The organism is Bradyrhizobium sp. SZCCHNR1098, from assembly GCF_032489375.1.
In the GTDB taxonomy this organism is placed as follows: Bacteria; Pseudomonadota; Alphaproteobacteria; order Rhizobiales; family Xanthobacteraceae; genus Bradyrhizobium.
In genome coordinates, this window is record NZ_JAUEXY010000007.1 from 105081 (window position 1) to 126934 (window position 21854).

Genomic DNA, 21854 nt, shown 5'->3' on the forward strand with positions numbered 1-21854 from the left:
CTGCGTCCGGCGATCTTGCTGGTCGAACGGGGGGACGAGGAACAAAAAAGCTGCGCGTGGGCCGTACGGACATGCCTTCGTTCAACCGCGGTTCAGCCATTCTCCCGCTGAATCCGCGGCGGGTGCCTCGAAGGGGCTTGAACCATGCGCTTGACCAAGATCACCGCGAAGATCGTCCTGAGTGTCTCGCTCTGCCTGCTCGCCTTGGCGGGCTTGCCGCGGCTTGCTGCAGCGCAGCAGCCCGGCGCCGAAAAGCGCATCGCCTTGGTGATCGGCAACGGGGCCTATGCCAAGGGTCCGCTGGCCACGGCGGCCAACGATGCCGGCCTGATTGCGCAGACGCTGCAGGCGGCGGGCTTCGACGTGGTGGGCGCCCGCGACCTCGATGCCGACACGCTGCGCAAGAGCTTTCGCGATTTCATTCACAAGGCCCAGTCAGCCGACACCAACACCGTCGCGATGGTCTATCTCGCCGGCTACGGCATGCAGCTCGCCGGCGAGAACTATTTTCTTCCCGTCGACGCCAACATCGGCAGCGACGTCGACATTCCGACCGAGGGCCTGCGCCTCAGCGACTACATCCGCCAGCTTGCGGCGACGCCGGTGAAGGCCAGCGTCGTGGTGCTCGATGCCGCGCGTCAGCAGCCCTTCATTGCCGGCGGCCCGGCGATCGCCGGCGGCCTGGCGCTGGTCGAGCCCGATGCCAACATGCTGATCGCCTTCAATGCGGCGCCGGGCACGATCGCGCCGAACGAGACCGGCGCCTATGGCATCTACGCGCGCTCGCTCGCCGAGATGATCCGCACCGGCGGCCTGTCGCTGCCGGAGGTGTTCGATAGGCTGCGGCTGCGCGTCAACGAGGAGACCAAGGGCGCGCAGGTGCCGTGGGATGCGCAGAAGATCCAGGCCGCCTTCACCTTCTTCGAGCGGGCGCCGGACGCGCCGGCCACGCCGGATTCGCCCGAGCAGACCGCGGCGCTGCGCTCGCGCCCGATCCGCGAACTGCCGGTGCAGGAGGCCTATGCCGCCGCGCTGGAGCGCGACACGCTGCAGGGCTATGAGGATTTCATCGCCGCCTATCCGAGCGATCCGCTGGCGCGGCGCGTGCGCGCCCTGGTCGCCGCTCGCCGCGAGGCGCTGACCTGGCGGCGGACGTTTCGCACCGACAGCCCGGAAGCCTATTGGTCCTATCTGAAGCGCTATCCCTATGGCGCGCATGCCGAGGACGCCCGGCGGCGGCTGGCGATGTTGTCGGCAGCGCCGGCGCCGCCGCCGACCTTCGCGATGATCGAATACGACGTGCCGCCGCCGCCGCTCGACGAGGTGATCTATGTCGAACGTCCGGTGCTGCTGTTCTCGGATCCCGAATTCGATTTCGTGCCGCCGCCCCCGCCGCCGGTCTACATCCTGCCGCCGCCTCCGCCGGAGTTCGTGGAGCTGCCGCCGCCGTTCGCGCCGGTCGGCCTGTTCATCCTGCCGCGGCCGGTGTTCGTGCCGATCCCGGTCTATGTCCGGCCGCCGGCTTTCGTTGCGCCGCCGCCGAACAACATCATCTACCAGAACATCCACAACACCGCGGTCATCAACACCGTGATCAATCGTCCCGCACCTGCCGGTCCGATGTCCACCGGTCCCGCTGCGGCAACCCAGCCGGCCGTGGCGACGGCGCCGGCATTGCCGCCCGCGGTGATGCAGCGCGCGACCCTGATCCAGCAGGGCAAGGTGCCGCCGCCCGCACCGGTCGCCAATCCTGCCGCGCGACCCGCCGGACCGGGCGGACCGTTGCCTGCTGGCGTTCCGCAGGCTGCGCTTCCAAATCCGGCCGGCCGGCCGGGGCAGGGCCCGCCAAACGCGAATGCGCTTCCGGTGCCGGGCCAACGTGGCGCGCCGGGGCTTCCCGCTGCGGTGCAGACGCCTGCGATCCGGCCGGACATGCGGGCGAACCGCACGCCGCCCGGCGTACCCGCCGCACCTCCCGCGGCCGTGGCTCCTCGCCCGGTTGCGCCGGCGGCCATTCCACACGCACCGGACGCGCGACCGCGGCTGCAGCCGGCCGTGCCCGACCAGATCCAGCATCGCGCAGCGCCGCCGACGGCTGCGCGGCTGAGTCCGCCGCCGCCACGGCCGCCGGCTGCGCCCGTGCTTCGAGCGGCGCCGGCGCGGCCCGCGCCGCCGCCTGTGATGCGCCCAGCTCCTCCGCCACAAATGGCCCGGCCGGCGCCGCCCCCGATGGCCCGGCCCGCTCCGCCGCCGATGATGCGGCCGGCTCCGCCGCCGCCAATGGCGCGTCCGAGCCCGCCGCCGCAGATGGCACGTCCAAGCCCGCCGCCGGTGGCCGCGATGGCGCGGCCCGCCGCACCGCCGCCGATGGCGAGACCGGCAGCACCACCGCCGCGACCTGCTCCGCCGCAGGCCCCGGGCAAGCGGTGTCCACCGAACGTGCCGCATTGCTGAGCCGGCCGGCGCAGCCGCGGCGCGCCGGTTGCATCGCAGGCCCGTTTTCGATATTGGCCGGACCGCCGGATTGATCGATCGTGGGCGCGCGACGTCGGCAGTCGACGACGTGTTGCGGGGGCACCATTGATATCAGCGTTTGTTGGCACCGTGCGCGCGCTGCTGTGGCGAGGCGCGATCATGGCAGCTCTTGGCAGTGCTGGGGTTGCGGGCGTCCCGTCCTATGCCAATGCGCAGGCGCTGCCGGGCGCCGAAGCCGTCTATGCCTCGGCGCCGCCGCGCCTGCTTCAGATCCGCACGCTCGTGGCCGATGCCGGTCGCCAAACCTCGACCGGTTCCGGCTTTCTGGTCTCCGCCGACGGGCTCGCGGTCACGAACTATCACGTCGTGTCGGACGCCGCGCTCGAGCCGAAGACCTACCGGCTCGAATATACGGGAGCCGATGGCACACAAGGCGGCGTGACGCTGCTCGCCGTCGACCTGCCCAACGATCTCGCGCTCGTTCGCGTCGACAAGCAGAACGCGCCGTTCTTCTCCTTCGACAAGGCCGCGCTCGACGGCAGCCTGCCGAAAGGCGAGCGGCTGTATTCGCTCGGCAACCCGCTCGATCTCGGCTTCACCATCATCGAGGGCACCTACAACGGTCTCGTCGAGCACAGCTACAACGATCACATCCACTTCACCGGCGCGCTCAATCCCGGCATGAGCGGCGGGCCGGCGGTCAATGCGCAAGGCCAGGTGGTGGGCATCAACGTCGCCACCCGCCGCGGCGGTCAGCTCATCAGCTTCCTGGTGCCGGCGCGCTTCGCCGCCGCGCTGCTGGCGCGCGGTCAGGATGCCAGGCCGGCGGCGGCCGATCTGCGCAAGGACGTGGTCGCGCAGCTCACCAGCTGGCGCGGAGCGCTCTACAAATCCTTGGGCGAGGAGGGCTTCCGCGACCGCGTATTTGGGTCCTATCAGGCGCCGGAGACGCGCGCGGGCTGGTTCGAATGCTGGGCGAGCACGAATGCCAGCGCGTCGCCGAAGCCGCGCGCCAGCATCAATTCGACCAGTTGCAAGGCCGAGGCGAGCGTGTATGTCGCCTCCGACCTCAACACCGGCGTGGTCGAGGTCAGCCACTCCTACGCGAAATCGATCGACCTCAATCAATTCCAGTTCGCGACCGTGCTGACGCAACTGGCGCAGCCGCGGCTGACCATGGGCGGCTCGTTCCGCAAATGGTACACGCCGCAGCATTGCCATGCGGATTTCGTCGGCGTCGCGCCGGCGGCCGCTCATCCGCCGCTGCGCGTATTGTGGTGCGCGCAAGGCTATCGTGAGTTCGACGGCCTCTACGACGTCGTGCTGGTCGCGGTCACGCAGGACCACGCCGACGAGGCGCTGGTGTCGCGGCTGAACCTGCAAGCGATCGCCTACGACGACGCCTTGCGCCTCGGCAAGAGCTTCCTCGAACGCCTGCAGGTCGCACGATGATCTGGATCGAGATCCTCTCCAAGCATCGCGACGTCGCCGGCCGCTTCCGCGTCGATGCCACCGAGATCAGCATCGGCCGTGGCTATGACAATCACGTCATCCTTGACGATCCCTATGTCGCCGCGCGCCATGTGCGGATTTTCCGTGACGGCGAGGGGCGCCTCGTCGCCGAGGATCTCGGCAGCGCCAACGGTCTCTTTCTCGATCGCAGCAAGAGCCGGAAGCCGCAGCTCGTCCTCGATGGCATCAAGCCGATCCGGATCGGCCAGACACTGCTTCGGATCCGCGACGCCGGCCATACCGTCGAGCCGGAGCGGCTCGCGGGCTCCGAACGCGGGGCGCTGCCGATCATCGCGGCGATCGCGCTCGGCGTCGTCCTGCTCGCGATCAATGCGCTGATGACCTGGTTTGCGCAGACCACCGAGGCGCATCTGTCCGATTATCTCGTGCCGACCCTCACCATGATCGGGGTCGTCGTTGCCTGGGTCGGCGTCTGGGCGCTGCTGGCGCGGCTGTTTTCCGGTCGCTCGCATTTTCTGCGCCACCTCCTGATCGCGCAGGCGGGTCTGATCGCATTCTGGATCTACAGCGAGTTCGCCCAGATTGCCTCGTTCGCCCTGACCTGGACGGCCGTCTTCACCTACGGCTATGTCGTGTCGTGGATCGTTCTGGCGGCGACATGCTTCCTGCATCTGCGCGAGGTCGGGCGCACCCACATGCTCGCCAAGGGCATGGTAGTCGGGCTGCTGCTCGTGGTCGCGATCGCGGTTCAGACCGTGCAGCGGTCGGAGGCGCTGGCGAATTCCGGCCGTCCCAATGTCAGCCACGTGCTGATGCCGCCGTCCTTGCGCCTGGTTCCAGTACAGGACGAGCAGGTCTTCTTCGACGACGCTGCGCGGCTGAGGGCAAATCTCGACGCCGATCGGGCCGCGCTGACGCCGGCCGGTGTGGATCGCTGAGCACAGTTCCACCGTCTTTGCTCCAGCAGATTGATAGTTCCCCGGTTCCCATCATAGCCTCTATCCGGGTTTTTACGGGGAGAGGGCAATGAACAGGCGGGCGCTGCTGGGATTGGGGGCGGCATTTCTGGTATCAGGGTGCCTAACAGGCAAAGAAGGCACCGAGTATGCGGTGGTGTCACAGAAGATCGGGGCGCCGCGTTCCGGACACTCCCGCATCGTCATCATGAGTTTGAAGGATGCCTGGCTCGACAGGACCACCTGCGACGCCAAGGTCGATGGCGTCGCGCTGAGCCGCCTGATCCCCGGTACCTACGTCTACCTCGACCGGCCGGCCGGTCCGCACCACCTCGTCGCCACCCAGACCCTGTTCCCGGGCGACTCGGTGCTCGATTTCAATACCGAACCGGGGCGGACCTATTTCTTCTCGATCAGGCCCAGCGATCGGTCCAGGGCCATGCAGGGCGGCGGCATGGCATTTGGCCTGCTGGGCATGGGCGTAATGGCGGCGGCCTCGTCGGGCGCCGACAACAAGGGCCCGGTCGACTTCGTTCCGCTCCAGGAAGGGCAGGCGAGGGCGGCGCTGGCGGAGCTTCTGCAGGCCGAATAGGCCCATTTTCCTTGCGTTGCGCCAAAATCCGGCTATATAGCGCGCCATCTCACACGGAAACTTGGCTCTCCTAGAGGGCGTCCGGTGGCAAGCCGGGCCTTAACGGTCTGTCTTTGCTCACGCGTTTCCGGAGGAATCAACCGGAGAATATCCAATGGCGCTACCTGAATTCACGATGCGCCAGCTGCTCGAAGCTGGCGTGCACTTTGGTCACCAGTCTCACCGCTGGAATCCGAAAATGGCCGATTTCATTTTCGGAGCCCGCAACAACATCCACATCATCGATCTCGCCCAGACCGTGCCGCTGCTGCACACGGCGCTGCAGGCTGTCAGCGACACCGTCGCCAAGGGCGGCCGCATCCTGTTCGTCGGCACCAAGCGCCAGGCGCAGGACAACGTGGCCGATGCGGCCAAGCGTTGCGCGCAGTATTTCGTCAATTCGCGCTGGCTCGGCGGTACGCTGACCAACTGGAAGACGATCTCGGCCTCGATCAAGCGCCTGCGTCATCTCGACGAGGTGCTGTCCTCTGGCGAAGCCAACTCCTACACCAAGAAGGAGCGGCTGACCCTGCAGCGCGAGCGCGACAAGCTCGATCGCTCGCTCGGCGGCATCAAGGACATGGGCGGTCTGCCCGACATGATCTTCGTGATCGACACCAACAAGGAAGACATCGCGATCCAGGAGGCCCAGCGCCTCAAGATCCCGGTTGCCGCGATCGTCGATACCAATTGCGACCCGAAGGGCATCACCTATGTCGTGCCGGGCAATGACGATGCGGGCCGTGCGATCTCGCTGTATTGCGACCTGATCGCGCGTGCCGCGATCGACGGCATCTCGCGGGCGCAGGGCGAACTCGGGATCGACGTCGGGGCTTCCGCCGCCCCGCTGGAGGAAGAGCTTCCGGCAGCGTCGGTCGCCTCGAAGTTCCAGGGGCTGCCCGGTCCGCGTGGCACCGCCGACGATCTCAAGAAGCTCACCGGCGTTTCGGGGGCCGTCGAGAAGAAGCTGAACGACCTCGGCATCTTCCACTACTGGCAGCTCGCCGAGCTCGATCACGACACGGCACACCAGATCGGCGAAGAAGTGGGTCTGCCGAGCCGGGCCGATGCCTGGGTTGCCCAGGCCAAGTCGCTCGCCGACGCCTAAGACGACGCAAGAGAATCTGGCCGGCGTCTCACGCCGGCCATCGCGACTGAGATAGGTTTTTCCTGGCAGCGGGCGGCGACCAGCCATCCGCTGCGTCGCGCTTTGGACAGGCAAAAGGACGTTCAACAATGGCTAACATCACCGCAGCGATGGTGAAGGACCTGCGCGAGTCGACCGGCGCGGGCATGATGGACTGCAAGGCCGCGCTCACCGAGAACGGCGGCGACATGCAGGCCGCGCAGGATTGGCTGCGCAAGAAGGGCCTGTCGAAGGCCGCCAAGAAGGCCGGTCGCGTTGCGGCCGAGGGCCTGATCGGCGCGCTGACCTCGGGCAAGAAGGGCGTGGTCGTCGAGGTCAACTCCGAGACCGACTTCGTCGCCCGCAACGAGCACTTCCAGGGCCTGGTCAAGATGATCGCCCAGGTCGCGCTCGACGTCGGTGCCGACGTGGAGAAGATCAAGGCCGCCAAGGTGGGCAGCATCACGGTCGAGGCCGCGATTGCCGATTCGATCGCCACCATCGGTGAGAACCAGACGCTGCGGCGTGCGGCTTCGCTCGAAGTGAGCCAGGGCGTCGTGTCGAGCTACGTCCATGGCGCCGTCATCGAGGGTGCCGGCAAGCTCGGCGTGATCGTGGCGCTGGAGTCGCCCGGCAAGACCGACGAGCTCGCCGTGCTCGGTCGCCAGCTCGCGATGCATGTCGCCGCGGCCAATCCGCAGGCGATCGATGCGGCCGGTCTCGATCCGGAACTCGTCAAGCGCGAGAAGGACGTGCTCGCCGACAAATATCGTCAGCAGGGCAAGCCGGAAAACGTGATCGAGAAGATCGTCGAGTCCGGTCTGAAGACCTACTACAAGGAAGTCACCCTGCTCGAGCAGGCCTTCATCCACGACAGCGGCAAGTCCGTCGCGCAGGCGCTGAAGGAAGCCGAAGGCAAGGTCGGTGGTCCGATCAAGGTCGCCGGTTTCGTCCGCTATGCCCTCGGCGAGGGCATCGAGAAGGAAGAGACCGACTTCGCTGCCGAAGTCGCCGCCGCCAGCGGCAAGAAGTAACGACTGAACCTGGTTCGATCCGGCGCATGCGTGCGCCGGATCCCAACGCGCGAGACAGGGAAGCATTGGCACATGGCTGAGCCGGTCTATCGTCGCGTCGTGGTCAAGCTGTCCGGCGAATATCTCGCGGGCCCTCATTCCTTCGGCATCGACCAGCCGACCATCGACCGCATCGCCGACGACCTCATTGCGGCTCAGAAGTTGGGCGTCGAGATTGCCGTCGTCGTCGGCGGCGGCAACATGGTGCGCGGGGTCGAGGTCTCGTCGCAGGGCGTATCGCGCCCGACCGGCGACACGATGGGCATGCTCGCGACCGTCATGAACTGCCTGGCGCTCGAAGCCGCGATTCAGCGCAAGGGTACCCCGGCGCAGGCGCTCTCGGCCTTCGTGATGCCGGAGGTTTGCGAGCTGTTCACGCGCGCTGCAGCGCACAAGTCGCTGGCCGAAGGGCGCATCGTGGTGCTCGGGGGCGGCACCGGCAATCCCTATTTCACCACCGATACCACCGCCGTGTTGCGGGCGGCCGAGATCGGCGCGCAGGCCGTGCTGAAGGCCACCAATGTCGACGGCGTCTATAGTGCCGATCCCAAGAAGGATCCGGCCGCCAAGCGCTTCGACCGTCTGACCCATTCGCAGGCCATCGAGGGCGGCTACAAGGTCATGGACGCGACTGCATTCGCGCTTGCCCGGGAAACATCGCTGCCTATCATTGTCTTCTCCATTGCCGAACCCGGCTCGATCGGTGCGATGCTGCGGGGCGAAGGGCGCGGCACCATCGTCGCGGGGTGAGCCCGGCACCGTCGGCAGCCGGTGTTGGACCGATCCCCAGCCTGCGGTAGAAGCGTAAGCGAAACAGGAATTCGTCCGGGAGTTGCGCGAGTCCGGCCGCTGGCCCTCCAAGGCCCGGCAGAACGGCCGCAGCGACCGGGTTGCAGAAAGGAAAGCGTGATGTCCACGGGCAATTTCGATCTCAACGAACTGAAGCGCCGCATGCAGGGCGCGACCCAGGCGCTGAAGCACGAGCTCGGCGGCCTGCGCACCGGCCGCGCCTCGGCGTCGATGGTGGAGCCGGTCCAGGTCGAAGCCTATGGCTCGCACATGCCGCTCAACCAGCTCGCCACCGTCTCCGTGCCCGAACCGCGTCTGCTGTCGGTGCAGGTCTGGGACAAGTCGATGGTGAAGGCGGTCGAGAAGGCGATCGTGGATTCCAATCTCGGCCTGTCGCCGGCGACCGAAGGTCAGGTGATCCGGCTTCGCATTCCCGAGCTCAACCAGGAGCGCCGCAAGGAGCTGGTGAAGGTCGCGCACAAATATGCCGAGGCCGCGCGCGTCGCTGTCCGCCATGTCCGCCGCGACGGTCTCGATACCCTCAAGAAGCTCGAGAAGAATCACGAGATGTCCGAGGACGATCAGGAGCGCCTCGCTGCCGACGTGCAGAAGGCGACCGACAGCGTGATTTCGGAGATCGACCAGCTGCTGGCGGCGAAGGAAAAGGAAATCCTCACCGTCTGAAGGATGTTTTTGATGTCCAATGCCGCGGCCCCCGTGACGGAGGCGCCGGAACGCTCCGACGGCCCGGCCCACGTTGCCATCATCATGGATGGCAACGGTCGCTGGGCTGCGGCGCGCGGGCTGCCGCGCGCGGAAGGGCATCGCCGCGGTGTCGAGGCGCTGCGCCGCGTGGTGCGCGCCGCGCCTGAGCTCGGCATTCGCTATCTCACCATCTTCTCGTTTTCGTCCGAGAACTGGTCACGCCCGGCGAGCGAGATCGGCGATCTGTTCGGCCTGCTGCGCCGCTTCATCCGCAACGATCTCGCAACCCTGCATCGCGACGGTGTGCGCGTCAGGGTGATCGGTGAGCGCGACGGGCTCGAGCCCGACATCTGCGCGCTCCTGAGCGAAGCCGAGGAGCTGACCCGGGGCAACACCAAGCTGACGCTGGTGGTCGCCTTCAACTACGGCTCGCGCCAGGAGATCGCGCGCGCGGCCCAGCTTCTGGCGCGCGAGGTCGCCGAGGGCCGGCGCGATCCGTCCTCGATCGATGCCGACGCGATCGGTGCCCATCTCGATGCGCCCGATGTTCCCGATCCCGATCTCATCATCCGCACCAGCGGCGAGCAGCGGCTGTCGAACTTCCTGATGTGGCAGGCGGCCTATAGCGAGCTGGTGTTCGTGCCGATCCATTGGCCCGATTTCGACAAGGCCGCACTCGAAGGCGCCATCGCCGAGTTCGGCCGGCGTGAACGCCGCTTCGGCGGCCTCGTGGCGAAAACCGCCTCGTGACCAAACCGGACACCGCAGCCGTGGGAGACGCCGGCGGGCAGCCGAAGCAGGCTGCGCCCAGCAATCTGGTGATGCGGGTTGCGGCGGCGCTGGTGCTGGTGCCGCTGGCGCTCGGCGCCGCCTATGCCGGCGGCGTATTCTGGACCGCACTGGTCACGGTGGTCGCGGTCGGCCTGTATCTCGAATGGCTGATGGTGGTGGGCGAGGTCCGCAAGGCCAGCGTCGGCACGGCCGGAGCCCTGGCCATCGGCGTTGCCGGCATTTGCTGCGCATTCGGCCTGATCGACTTCGCCGTCGTCGTGCTCGCCCTTGGCCTCGTCGTGGTCACGGCGCTGGCTGATGCGGGACGCCGCGCCTGGGCGGCCGCCGGCTTCGCCTACGCCGCCGCTGCCGAGTTCGGCTCGGTGCTGGTGCGCTTCGATGCCGCCGAGGGATGGCATGCGCTGGTGCTGGTGTTTCTGGTCGTGTGGGCCAGCGACATCGGCGGCTACGTTGCGGGCCGCAGCATCGGCGGGCCGAAACTCGCGCCGCGGATCAGCCCGAACAAGACCTGGGCCGGCGCGATCGGCGGCTTCGCGGCCAGCCTTGCTGCCGCGGCCGGCTGGTCGTTGGCGGGCGCCGGCGGACTGGTGACGATTCTCGTGCTGGCAGCAGTGCTGTCGGTGGTCTCGCAGCTCGGCGACCTGCTCGAATCTGCGGTGAAGCGGCACTTCGGGGTCAAGGACTCCAGTCACATCATTCCCGGCCATGGCGGCCTAATGGATCGCCTGGACGGCTACGTCGCGGCAATCGTCTTTGCCGCGGTCCTCGGTTTGCTGCGCGGCGGCCTCGATGGCGTCGGCCGCGGTCTTCTGGTTTGGTGATCGGCAGCGCGGCTGACCGGTCGATAATGTTTTGGTGAGAACATGAGCGCAGTGCCATTGCGGAACAACAAGGCCGGTATCGCGGAGGTGCGCAGCGTCACCGTGCTCGGCGCCACCGGCTCGATCGGCGATTCGACCATGGATCTCGTGCGCGGCGCGCCGGAGCGCTACCGGGTCGAGGCGCTGACCGGCAACAGCAACGTCCAGGGCCTGGTGAAGCTGGCCCGGGAGTTCAGCCCGCGCTTCGTCGCGGTGGCCGATCCGGCGGGGCTCGATGAGCTGCGTGACGCACTGGCGGGCACCGGGATCGAATGCGGGGCAGGGGAGAGCGCCATCATCGAGGCGGCAACCCGTCCCGCCGACTGGGTCATGGCGGCCGTCTCCGGCGCCGCCGGCCTCAAGCCGGCGCTCGCCGCGGTCGACCGCGGCGCGACCGTGGCGCTTGCCAACAAGGAATGCCTGGTCTGTGCTGGCGACTTCTTCATGGAGCGGGCCGCCCGGGCCGGCGCCTGCATCCTGCCGGCCGATTCGGAACACAACGCGCTATTCCAGGCGCTGTCCTCGGGCAATCGCGAGGAGCTGGTGCGGGTGATCATCACCGCCTCCGGCGGTCCGTTCCGCACCTGGGCGGCTGGTGACATCGAGCAGGCGACCTTGGCGCAGGCGCTGAAGCATCCGAACTGGAGCATGGGCCAGAAGATCACGATCGATTCGGCCTCGATGATGAACAAGGGCCTCGAGGTGATCGAGGCGTCCTACCTGTTCGCGCTGTCGCCCGACGAGATCGACGTCCTGGTCCACCCGCAGTCCATCGTCCACGGCATGGTCGAGTTCTCGGATCGCTCGGTGGTGGCGCAGCTCGGCGCGCCCGACATGCGCATTCCGATCGCCCACTGTCTTGGCTGGCCGGAGCGTATCAAGGGCCCGTCGGCTCGGCTCGATCTCGCCAAGATCGGCACCCTGACTTTCGAGGCGCCGGACTTCGAGCGGTTCCCCGGTCTGCGGCTGGCCTACGATTCGCTGCGCACCGGGCGCGGCGCGACGACGGTGTTCAATGCGGCCAACGAAGTCGCCGTCGCGGCCTTCATCGCTGGTCATATCCGGTTCGGTGCCATTGCCCGACTGGTCGAGGCGACCCTCGAAGCGTGGACCCGATCGGGTAATCTGGCACCGTTGACCTCGGCGGACGACGCCATCGCCATTGACCATGACGCGCGAAAAAGGGCCTCCGGCCTCTTGCCTCAAATCGCCGCAAAAGCATCTTAAAGGGTTGGACGGGCCACTGGCCCATCGGGAAGGTCATCGATGTCGGAATTTTTCCACCATATCTTCAATACGTTGAGCCATGGCCTTCTCGGCTACATCGTCCCGTTCCTGTTCGTGCTGACGATCGTGGTGTTCTTCCATGAGCTCGGCCATTTCCTGATCGCGCGCTGGGCCGGCGTGAAGGTGTTGACGTTTTCGCTCGGATTTGGCCCAGAACTGATCGGTTTCAACGACCGCCACAACACCCGCTGGAAGATCTCGGCGATCCCGCTCGGTGGCTACGTGAAGTTCTTCGGCGACGAATCCGAGGCCTCGACGCCGTCGGCCGAGGCGCTCGCCAAGATGACGGCCGAGGAGCGCGCCGACAGCTTCCACCACAAGACCGTCGGCCAGCGCGCTGCGATCGTCGCGGCCGGCCCGATCGCCAACTTCATCCTGGCGGTCATCATCTTCGCCGGCATGGCGCTGTATTTCGGCAAGCCGAACACGACCCCGCGGGTCGATGCGGTGCAGCCGGACAGCGTCGCGGCCGCCGCCGGCTTCAAGGACGGTGACGTCATCGCCGCCATCGATGGCCGCGCGATCGAGACCTTCGCCGACATGCAGCGGGTCGTCTCGGTCAGCGCAGGCACGGAATTGTCCTTCCTGATCAAGCGTGACGGCACGGAACTCACCCTGAAGGCGACGCCGGCGCTGAAGGAGGTCAAGGACCTGTTCGGCAACAGCCACCGCATCGGCGTGCTCGGCATCCAGTACAACGCCAAGCCGGACGAATCGCGGTCGATCCCGGTCGGGTTCCTCGAATCGATCAAGATCGGCTTCGAGCAGGTCTGGTTCATCATCTCCACGACCTTCAAGTTCATCGCCTCGCTGTTCGCGGGCGCCGGGAGTGCCGGCGACGTCGGCGGACCGATCCGAATCGCACAACTCTCGGGGCAGGCGGCCAGCCTCGGCTTCCAGTTCGTTGTGCAACTGTGCGCGACGCTTTCGGTCTCGATCGGGCTCCTGAACCTGTTCCCGGTTCCGCTGCTCGATGGCGGGCACCTGTTGTTCTATGGGGTCGAGGCCGTCCGCGGTCGGCCGCTATCCGAGCGGGCGCAGGAGATGGGGTTCCGAATCGGCCTCGGGCTGGTCCTCATGCTCATGGTCTTTGCAACCTATAACGATATCCTTCACCTCGCCGGGTCCTGAGCGCGGCTTTTTTACGACGTGGCCGTTGGGCAACGTTTTGAAACGAATTTGAAAATTCAGAGAGATCCGGCGTTTGCCGTCGGGTCCAAATTGGCTACAAGCGAACGACAAATGGGAATCTGTCGGGTTCGTAGGGGTACGGAACCGGCAACGGAATATAAGGGCGCGTAGCGCATGAAGTTCGGATTGCGGGTGCGGGGGGGCTTGGCGGCCGCCTTTATCATGTTCGCCGGACCGGTGGCTTTGCCGCTGGCGAGCGTGGTTCTTTCGTCGCCAGCTGCGGCTCAGACGGTCAACTCGATCGAAGTGGTCGGTAACCGCCGCGTCGAGCTGGAGACCATCCGCTCGTACTTCAAGCCAGGCCCCGGCGGGACGCTCGACGCCGGCCGGGTCGACGACGGCCTCAAAGCGCTGATCGAGACCGGCCTGTTCTCCGACGTGAAGATCAATCGCCAGGGTGGGCGCCTGATCGTCACGGTCGTCGAGAACCCGGTGATCGGCCGCGTCGCGTTCGAGGGCAACAAGAAGGTCAAGGACGAGCAGCTCCAGGCGGAAGTGCAGTCGAAGCCGCGCGGCACGCTGTCGCGCCCGATGGTGCAGTCCGACGCCCAGCGCATCGCGGAGATCTACCGCCGCTCGGGCCGTTACGACGTGCGCGTCACGCCGGAAATGATCGAGCAGCCGAACAACCGCGTCGACCTGATCTTCACGGTCGAGGAAGGTGCCAAGACCGGCGTGAAGTCGATCGAGTTCGTCGGCAACAATGCCTTCTCGTCCTATCGCCTCAAGGACGTCATCAAGACCCGCGAGACCAACCTCCTGAGCTTCCTCGGCTCGGGCGACGTCTACGATCCGGACCGTGTCGAGGCCGACCGCGACCTCATTCGCCGCTTCTACCTGAAGAATGGCTATGCCGACGTACAGGTTGTGGCTGCGCTCAGCGAGTACGATCCGGAGCGCAAGGGCTTCCTCGTGACCTTCAAGATCGAGGAAGGCCAGCAGTACCGGGTTGGTTCGGTCGACTTCCAGTCGTCGATCGCAACGCTCGACGCCACTACGCTGCGCGGCTATTCGCGCGTCAGCGTCGGTTCGCTCTACAACGTCGAGAACATCGAGAAGTCGGTCGAGGAAATGCAGATCGAGGCCTCGCGACGCGGCTACGCGTTCGCGGTGGTCCGTCCGCGCGGCGATCGCAACTTCGAGGCCCACACCGTGTCGGTCGTGTTCGCTGTCGACGAGGGGCCGCGCACCTATATCGAGCGCATCAACATTCGCGGCAACACCCGCACCCGTGACTACGTCATTCGCCGCGAGTTCGACATCTCCGAGGGCGACGCCTACAATCGCGCCCTGGTCGACCGTGCCGAGCGCCGCCTGAAGAACCTCGACTTCTTCAAGGACGTGAAGATCGTGACCGAGCCGGGCTCTTCGAGCGACCGCGTGGTCCTGAACGTCATCCTGGAAGAGAAGTCGACCGGCGACTTCTCGATCTCCGGCGGTTATTCGACCACAGACGGTGCGCTTGCCGAGGTCTCGATCTCCGAGCGTAACTTCCTCGGCCGCGGCCTGTTCGCCAAGGCGTCGGTGACCTACGGCCAGTTCGCCCGCGGCTACTCGCTGTCCTTCGTCGAGCCCTATCTGCTCGACTACCGGGTCGCGCTCGGCCTCGACCTCTACCAGCGCCAGCAGCTCGCCAACAACTTCATCTCCTACGGCACCAAGACGCTCGGCTTCAGCCCGCGCCTCGGCTTCCAGCTGCGTGAGGATCTGTCGCTGCAGCTGCGCTATTCGATCTACCGCCAGGAGATCTCACTGCCGGCGACGCTGTCGGACTGTAACAACTTGGCCGCCGGCACCCTGATCGGCAACCGCTTCGTGCCGTTCAACCCGACCCCGGCCTTCATCAACGCCAATGGCGGCGTCGATCCGACCGGCAATAACGGCCTGGGCTGCTTCGCCAATGGCGAGGCGTCGCTGCCGGTCCGTCAGGAGCTGGCGAAGGGCGCAACGCTGACCTCGGCGCTCGGCTACACGCTGAATTACAACACGCTCGACAACAACAAGAACCCGACCGACGGCCTGCTGGTCGACTTCAAGCAGGACTTCGCGGGCGTCGGCGGCGACGTGTCGTACCTGAAGACCGCGTTCGATGCGAAGTACTTCACTCCGCTGGTGTCGGACATCGTCAGCATCGTTCACCTCCAGGGCGGCATCCTGAACAAGATCGGCAATACGCAGCTGCGCATGCTCGATCACTTCCAGATGGGTCCGAACCTGGTGCGCGGCTTCGCTCCGAACGGCATTGGTCCGCGCGATATCAATCCGTTCGGCACGCAGGACGCGCTGGGAGGCACCAAGTACTGGGGCGCTTCGCTCGAACTGCAGATGCCGTTCTGGTTCCTGCCCAAGGAGACGGGCCTGAAGGGTGCCGTTTACGCCGACGCTGGCGGCCTGTGGGGCTATCAGGGGCCGACGTCCTGGGCTGCGACGGGCGAGGTTAATACCCCCGGCTGTATCAAGCCGACGCGCAACCCGAACAACGCCGGCACCTGCCTTGGTCTGCAGTTCGATGACCAGAACAAGGTTCGGACCTCGGTCGGCGTGGGTCTGGTGTGGGCGTCGCCGTTCGGTCCGCTGCGCTTCGACTACGCGATCCCGCTCACCAAGGGTCAGTTCGACCGGACGCAGGAATTCCGGTTCGGCGGCGGTACCTCGTTCTGAGCCTGGGCCGATCGAATCCGGGTTGGCATCGACCAACCTCGCCGGTGTAAGAAATGGGAGCTCGGTTCCGGGACACCGGAGCCGGGCTCTGACTTTTTGTCTTGAGAGTACGACGGAATGGCCCAGCCGACCTTCTTCCAATCGCCGCCGCCCACGACCCTGGCGGCGATCGCCGCCGCCGCCAAGGCCACCCTGGTCGACCCATCCCGTGGCGAGCAGGTCGTCAAGGGACTGGCGTCGCTCGACGAGGCCGGTCCGATGCATCTGGCATTCTTCGACAACCTCAAATACGCCGACCAGCTCGCCGGGACCAAAGCGGGCGCCTGCCTGGTCAGTCCGCGATTCGAGGCGCGCGTGCCGTCCCATGTCGCAGTGCTTCGCGCCAATCAGCCGTTCCGCGCCTTCGTGCAGCTCGCGCGTGAGTTCCATGCCGACGCACTGCGGCCGCAGCCTTGGTTCGGCGACGACGGAATCTCGCCCCAAGCCATCATCGATCCCACCGCGCGCCTGGAGGACGGCGTCATCGTCGAGCCGCTGGCGGTGATCGGCGCCCATGTCGAGATCGGCTCGGGGACGATCGTTGGCGCGGGTGCCGTGATCGGCCCCCACGTCAAGATCGGTCGCGACTGCAATGTCGGCGCCCGCACCGTCATCCAGTGCGCGCTGATCGGCAATGACGTTCTGATCCATCCCGGCTGCAGCATCGGCCAGGACGGCTACGGCTTCATCTTCTTCGGCGCGGACGGGCACACCAAGGTGCCGCAGACCGGGCGGGTTCTGATCCAGAACCATGTCGAGGTCGGCGCCGGCACGACGATCGACCGGGGCAGCCTGCGCGACACGGTCATCGGCGAAGGCACCAAGATCGACAACCAGGTGCAGATTGGCCACAATGTCACAATCGGGCGGCATTGCCTGCTGGCGGCCCAGATCGGGCTAGCAGGAAGTCTCACGATCGGCGACAACGTCGCGCTCGGGGCGAAGGTTGGCATCAACAATCACCTGACGATCGGCGATGGTGCGCAGGTGACCGCGATGAGCGGCGTCAAGGACGACATTCCGCCGAACGGCCGGTGGGGCGGTTTCTTCGCCAAGCCGACCAAGCAGTGGTTCCGCGAGATCGTTGCGGTGGAACGGCTGGTGCGGGATTCGACCGCGACGAACAGGGACGGGGGACGGGAGTGATGGAGGAGTCACCCATCAAGTTTGCGGACGTCGACATCAACGAGATTCTCAAGACGCTACCGCACCGTTATCCATTTCTCCTGATCGACCGCGTGAAGAACATCCGGGCCGACTACAGCGGCATCGGCGTGAAGAACGTGTCGATCGGCGAGCCCTGCTTCCAGGGGCACTTTCCGGAGCGGCCGGTCTATCCGGGCGTGCTGATGATCGAGGGCATGGCCCAGACCGCCGGCGTGATCGGCATCAAGTCGGTCGAGGGCACGGAAAAGCCGCGCGCGGTGTATTTCCTCACCATCGACAAGTGCAAGTTCCGCAAGCCGGTGCTGCCCGGCCAGACCATCGAGTATCACATGCGCTCGATCGGCCGGCGCAAGACGATGTGGTGGTTCCACGGCGATGCCAAGGTCGACGGCGTCGTCGTCGCCGAGGCCGATGTCGGCGCGATGCTGACCGACTGACGGGCTGGTAGAAAGTTGATTGCGTCGACATGAGCAAGATTGATCCCACCGCACGCGTCGAGGATGGCGCCGTCATCGGTGAGGGGACCGTGATCGGTCCTTACTGCATCGTCGGCCCCAACGTCGTGATCGGGGCCAACTGCAAGCTGATCAGCCACGTCCAGATCATGGGCCACACCACGCTCGGCGATGACAACGTGATCTCGCCCTTCGTCGTGCTCGGCGGCGCGCCGCAGGATCTCAGCTATCGCGGCGAGCCGCATCGGCTCGAGATCGGCTCCGGCTGCACCTTCCGCGAAGGCGTGACGATGAACATCGGCACCACCAAGGGCGGCGGCCTGACCAAGGTCGGCAATGCCGGGTTCTTCATGAACAATGCCCATGTCGCCCACGATTGCGTCGTCGGCGACAACGTGATCTTCGCGACCTCGGCCACACTCGGCGGCCATGTCGTGGTCGGCGATTCCGTCTACATCGGCGGTCTCTCGGCGGTGCATCAGTTCACCCGCATCGGCCATGGCGTGATGGTCGGCGGCGTCTGCGGCGTGCGCGGGGATATCATTCCGTATGGCCTCGCCAACGGCCAGTATGCCGCGCTCGAAGGCCTCAACGTGATCGGCATGAAGCGCCGCAAGTTCACCCGCGAGCGCCTCGCCACGGTGCGTGCCTTCTACCAGAAGCTGTTCCACGGTCCCGGCGTGTTCGCCGACCGCCTCGCGGCGGTGCGGCCGCTCGCCGGCGAGGATCCCGCCATTGCCGAGATCCTCGCCTTCATCGATGGCGGCCGACATCGCGCCTTGTGCCTGCCCGAGATCGGCAGGCCGGCCATCGAGCCGTAGCGCCATGGCGACGCCGGCCGCCGAGACCTCTCCGCCGATCGGCATGATCGCCGCGGGCGGGGTGCTGCCTTTCGCGGTCGCCGATGCCATCGTCGCGCGCGGCCAGACGCCGGTGCTGTTCGCCCTGAAGGGCATCTGCGATCCGAAGCCGCTGGCGCGTTTCCGGCATCACTGGATCGGCCTCGGCCAGCTCGGCAACGCCTTGAAGCTGCTCAAGGCCGAGGGTGTCCGTGACCTGATGTTCATCGGCAATCTCGTTCGTCCGGCGGTGTCGGAGATCCGTTTCGATTGGGGGACGCTGCGCGAGCTGCCCTACATCTGGTCGGCCTTTCGTGGCGGCGACGATCATCTACTGTCCGGCGTTGGCCGCATCTTCGAGCGCCACGGCTTTCACATGATCGGCGTCAAGGACGTCGCCCCCAATCTGCTCGTGCCCGAAGGGCGGCTGACGCGGAGCGGGCCCAACGATCTGGTGACCGGTGACATCGCCAAGGGGCTCGCCGTGCTGCGCGCGATGGCGCCGTTCGATGTCGGGCAGGCGGTGGTCGTGATCGACGGCCACGTCGTTGCGCTCGAGGACATCGAGGGCACCGACGGGCTGCTGGCCCGCGTGGCGCGGCTGCGTGCCGATCGCCGTATTCGTGCTGCGGCCGGGCGCGGCGTGCTGGTGAAGGCGCCCAAGGCCGGCCAGGATCTTCGCTACGACCTGCCGACCATCGGCCCGCGCACCGTCGAGGGGCTTTCAGCCGCGGGTCTCGCCGGAGTCGCCGTCGCGGCCGCCTATACGCTGCTCGCCGATCCCCAGGAGACAGTGGCTGCCGCCGATCGGGCAGGCGTGTTCATCACGGGCGTCACTGCGTGACGGCGCGGCCTCTGGCAGGCGCGGCCATGCGCAGGATCTGCCTGGTCGCGACCGAAGAGTCCGGGGATCGCCTCGGCGCCAGCTTGATGAAGGTGCTGCGCCAGCGGCTCGGCGACGGCGTCGAATTCTCCGGCGTCGGCGGCCGCGGCATGACACGCGAGGGGCTCGCCTCGCTGTTTCCGATCGAGGAGCTCTCGATCGTCGGCTTCGCGGCGGTGCTGAAGCAACTGCCCAAGATCCTCGGCCTGATCCGCGGTACGGTTGACGCGATCGTTGCGGCCCAGCCCGACGTGCTTGTCATCATCGACAGTCCCGACTTCACCCAGCGCGTGGCGAAGCGGGTTCACGCGCGCGATTCCGAGATTCCGATCGTGAACTACGTCGCACCGACCGTATGGGCGTGGCGCCCGGGCCGGGCGCGCGCGATGCGCGGCTACGTCGATCACGTGCTGGGCCTGCTGCCATTCGAGCCGGAGGCGTTCCGAAGGCTCAATGGTCCGCCCTGCACCTATGTCGGCCATCCCCTGATCGAGCAGCTCGCCAACCTGCGCCCCAATGCGGCAGAGCAGGCGCGCCGGGATGCCGACCCTCCCGTTCTGCTGGTGCTTCCCGGCAGCCGGCGCAGCGAGGTCGCGCGCCACATCGCCGTGTTCGGCGAGACATTGGCGCGGCTGCGCGCCCAAAACCTGGCCTTCGAAGCCGTGCTGCCCACCACGCCGCATCTCGAAGCCGCGGTGCGGGCTGGAGTCGCAAACTGGCCGCTCGCTCCGGAGATCGTCACGGGCGAGGCCGAGAAGCGGGCAGCCTTCAGGCGCGCGCGCGCCGCGCTCGCCAAGTCCGGCACGGTGACCCTGGAGCTCGCGCTGTCCGGCGTGCCGATGGTGACGGCGTATCGCGTCGGCGAGATCGAGGCGTTCATTCTCCGGCGAGTCGTCAACGTGCAATCGGTCATTCTCGCCAATCTCGTGATCGGCGAGAACGTCATTCCGGAATTCCTTCAGGAAGCCTGCACCGCCGACAATCTCGCGCCCGTTCTCGCCGATCTCCTGGGCGACGGTCCGATACGAGCGCGCCAGGTCGAGGCATTCGATCGCCTCGACGCGATCATGTCCACGGGCGCGGCCTCGCCGAGCGTGCGCGCGGCCGACATCGTGCTGGCGACGATGCGCAGCGGACGGCGCTGATCAGGCCTGAAGCGGCATCTTGAATTCGAAGGTCGTTCTGTCCTCGGTCGAGGTGGCCTGCAGCGTGCCGTCATGCGCTCGCGCGATCTCGGAAGCGATGTAGAGTCCAAGCCCGAGACCATGCTGGCTTGGACGCTCGCCGCGCATATAGGGCTTGAACAGATTCTGCATCGCCTTGTCCGAGATCGGCGGCCCGTGATTGGTGACATCCAGCACGAAACAGCCCTCGCTCGTCGTTGCGGAGACCTGGATCGGCTTGTCCTTGTCGCCGTAGGAGATGGCATTGCCGAGCAGGTTCGAGAACAATTGTCCGATCTTGCTGCGGTCGCACTTGACCGGCTCCGCGATGTTGATCCGGGTCTCGATCTCGTGATCGGGCCAAGCCAGCCGGATCTCGGAGACGACCTGCTCGATCACCGGCGCCAACGGTTGCCGCGCGTCGGGCTTGATCGTCAGGCCGCCGCCGAGGCGCCCCCGGGCGAAATCCATGATGTTGTCGACCAGTCCGGCCATGCGCATGACTGATTTCTGAATCATGGAAATGATCTCGGGCGCTCTGGCGCTGTCCTGGTTGCGCAGCAGCACGCGCATTCCGGCGTCGATCGAGGCCAGCGGATTGCGGAGGTCATGGCCGAGAACGCCGATGAATTGCTCTCTCAGCTCGGCGGTCCGGCGCTCGTCGAGCAGATCGGCCTCGGTGATCTTGAGCCGTTGCTCGGTCGAAAACCGGCTCTTCTCGCTGAGGCCGAGGCTGGCCTGACTGAGCGCGAAGCGCTGATGAAGCTCCAGCTGGGCCGCGATCAACTCCCCGAACAGCTGAAACGTGCTGACGATTTCGGGCCGGTCCAGCTCGCGCGGCGCTGGATCGATCGCACACAGGGTGCCCCAGATGGTCCCGTCGGACAGGGTGATCGGAGCGGAGATGTAGCTGCGAAAGCCGTAGAGCTTTGGCGTCGGGTGATCGCGAAACATGCGATCCGTCTCGACGTCACAGATGACGACAGCTTCGCCTCGCTCCCGGACCTCGCTGCAGATCGTCGTCTTGACGCGCAGCTCGCCGCCCTCTTTCAGGCCGAAATTGATGTCGTCGCGGACCGCACAACAGACCCATCGATCCGAGGTCACGCGCGCGACCGCAACGAATCCCATCCCGGTGATCCTGCTCACCGAGTCCAGAATTTTGGGAACGGCGTCGAGCTGCTGGACAGCATCGACGTCCGAGTTGCGATTGGTCGTCATCGTATGCTCGAGCTGATCCCCGGTCCAGGATGCAAGTCGTGTCTTCAATTTGCACCATTCAACGCATT

At 66.4% G+C, this 21854-nt stretch carries 19 protein-coding genes; 18 read left to right on the forward strand and 1 reads right to left on the reverse strand.

Annotation, left to right across the window (positions count from 1 at the left end; all coding sequences use genetic code 11):
• Positions 1–144 precede the first annotated feature (144 nt).
• From QX135_RS16675 to lpxB, 18 genes are all read left to right on the forward strand, one after another.
• Positions 145–2454 carry a caspase domain-containing protein gene (locus QX135_RS16675; protein WP_316234172.1) on the forward strand — a complete coding sequence of 770 codons (2310 nt, stop codon included), beginning with the start codon at positions 145–147 and terminating at the stop codon, positions 2452–2454.
• Positions 2455–2634: 180 nt separating this feature from the next.
• Positions 2635–3927, forward strand: a complete 1293-nt coding sequence (locus tag QX135_RS16680) for a S1C family serine protease (RefSeq protein WP_409999299.1) — start codon at positions 2635–2637, stop codon at positions 3925–3927.
• Entirely contained in the window at positions 3924–4886 is a 963-nt protein-coding gene (locus QX135_RS16685) for an FHA domain-containing protein (protein ID WP_316176386.1), read from the forward strand. The genes QX135_RS16680 and QX135_RS16685 overlap by 4 nt, the downstream gene beginning before the upstream one ends.
• An 88-nt stretch (positions 4887–4974) precedes the next feature.
• Entirely contained in the window at positions 4975–5496 is a 522-nt protein-coding gene (locus tag QX135_RS16690) for a hypothetical protein (RefSeq protein WP_315780211.1), read from the forward strand.
• Between the two features lie 154 nt (positions 5497–5650).
• Positions 5651–6643: a 30S ribosomal protein S2 gene (locus QX135_RS16695; RefSeq protein ID WP_315738235.1), complete on the forward strand. Its 993-nt coding sequence runs from the start codon at positions 5651–5653 to the stop codon at positions 6641–6643.
• A 128-nt stretch (positions 6644–6771) separates the two neighbouring features.
• On the forward strand, positions 6772–7695 hold the full coding sequence (gene tsf / locus QX135_RS16700; RefSeq protein ID WP_315711597.1) for a translation elongation factor Ts: 924 nt from the start codon (positions 6772–6774) through the stop codon (positions 7693–7695).
• Between the two features lie 72 nt (positions 7696–7767).
• Complete coding sequence (gene pyrH / locus QX135_RS16705; protein ID WP_315738234.1) at positions 7768–8484, forward strand: UMP kinase; 717 nt, start codon at positions 7768–7770, stop codon at positions 8482–8484.
• Positions 8485–8643: 159 nt separating this feature from the next.
• Complete coding sequence (gene frr / locus QX135_RS16710; RefSeq protein WP_315738233.1) at positions 8644–9207, forward strand: ribosome recycling factor; 564 nt, start codon at positions 8644–8646, stop codon at positions 9205–9207.
• Positions 9208–9219: 12 nt separating this feature from the next.
• A complete protein-coding gene (locus QX135_RS16715) occupies positions 9220–9978 on the forward strand; it encodes an isoprenyl transferase (RefSeq protein ID WP_315775043.1) in 759 nt (252 codons plus the stop codon).
• Positions 9975–10841, forward strand: a complete 867-nt coding sequence (locus QX135_RS16720; protein WP_315810877.1) for a phosphatidate cytidylyltransferase — start codon at positions 9975–9977, stop codon at positions 10839–10841. Before QX135_RS16715 ends, QX135_RS16720 begins: the two co-directional genes overlap by 4 nt.
• Positions 10842–10883: 42 nt before the next feature.
• A complete protein-coding gene (dxr, locus tag QX135_RS16725; protein WP_315810878.1) occupies positions 10884–12107 on the forward strand; it encodes a 1-deoxy-D-xylulose-5-phosphate reductoisomerase in 1224 nt (407 codons plus the stop codon).
• Between the two features lie 39 nt (positions 12108–12146).
• Positions 12147–13298 (forward strand): RIP metalloprotease RseP, encoded by a 1152-nt coding sequence (gene rseP, locus QX135_RS16730; protein WP_315738229.1) that lies wholly within the window; start codon positions 12147–12149, stop codon positions 13296–13298.
• A gap of 174 nt (positions 13299–13472) precedes the next feature.
• Positions 13473–16019: an outer membrane protein assembly factor BamA gene (gene bamA / locus QX135_RS16735; protein WP_315738228.1), complete on the forward strand. Its 2547-nt coding sequence runs from the start codon at positions 13473–13475 to the stop codon at positions 16017–16019.
• Positions 16020–16136: 117 nt separating this feature from the next.
• The gene (gene lpxD, locus QX135_RS16740) at positions 16137–17204 is read left to right on the forward strand and encodes a UDP-3-O-(3-hydroxymyristoyl)glucosamine N-acyltransferase (protein WP_316234173.1); all 1068 of its coding nucleotides are present in this window, start codon (positions 16137–16139) and stop codon (positions 17202–17204) included.
• The gene (gene fabZ, locus QX135_RS16745) at positions 17204–17662 is read left to right on the forward strand and encodes a 3-hydroxyacyl-ACP dehydratase FabZ (protein ID WP_315775037.1); all 459 of its coding nucleotides are present in this window, start codon (positions 17204–17206) and stop codon (positions 17660–17662) included. Before lpxD ends, fabZ begins: the two co-directional genes overlap by 1 nt.
• Positions 17663–17691: 29 nt before the next feature.
• Positions 17692–18501 carry an acyl-ACP--UDP-N-acetylglucosamine O-acyltransferase gene (gene lpxA, locus QX135_RS16750; protein WP_316234174.1) on the forward strand — a complete coding sequence of 270 codons (810 nt, stop codon included), beginning with the start codon at positions 17692–17694 and terminating at the stop codon, positions 18499–18501.
• Between the two features lie 4 nt (positions 18502–18505).
• Positions 18506–19363, forward strand: coding sequence for an LpxI family protein (locus tag QX135_RS16755; protein ID WP_316234175.1), 858 nt, complete (start codon positions 18506–18508; stop codon positions 19361–19363).
• Positions 19364–19389: 26 nt separating this feature from the next.
• The gene (lpxB, locus tag QX135_RS16760; protein WP_316234176.1) at positions 19390–20547 is read left to right on the forward strand and encodes a lipid-A-disaccharide synthase; all 1158 of its coding nucleotides are present in this window, start codon (positions 19390–19392) and stop codon (positions 20545–20547) included.
• Here the strand turns inward: lpxB and QX135_RS16765 are convergent, their stop codons facing one another.
• A complete protein-coding gene (locus QX135_RS16765) occupies positions 20548–21786 on the reverse strand; it encodes a GAF domain-containing sensor histidine kinase (protein WP_316234177.1) in 1239 nt (412 codons plus the stop codon).
• Positions 21787–21854 lie beyond the last annotated feature (68 nt).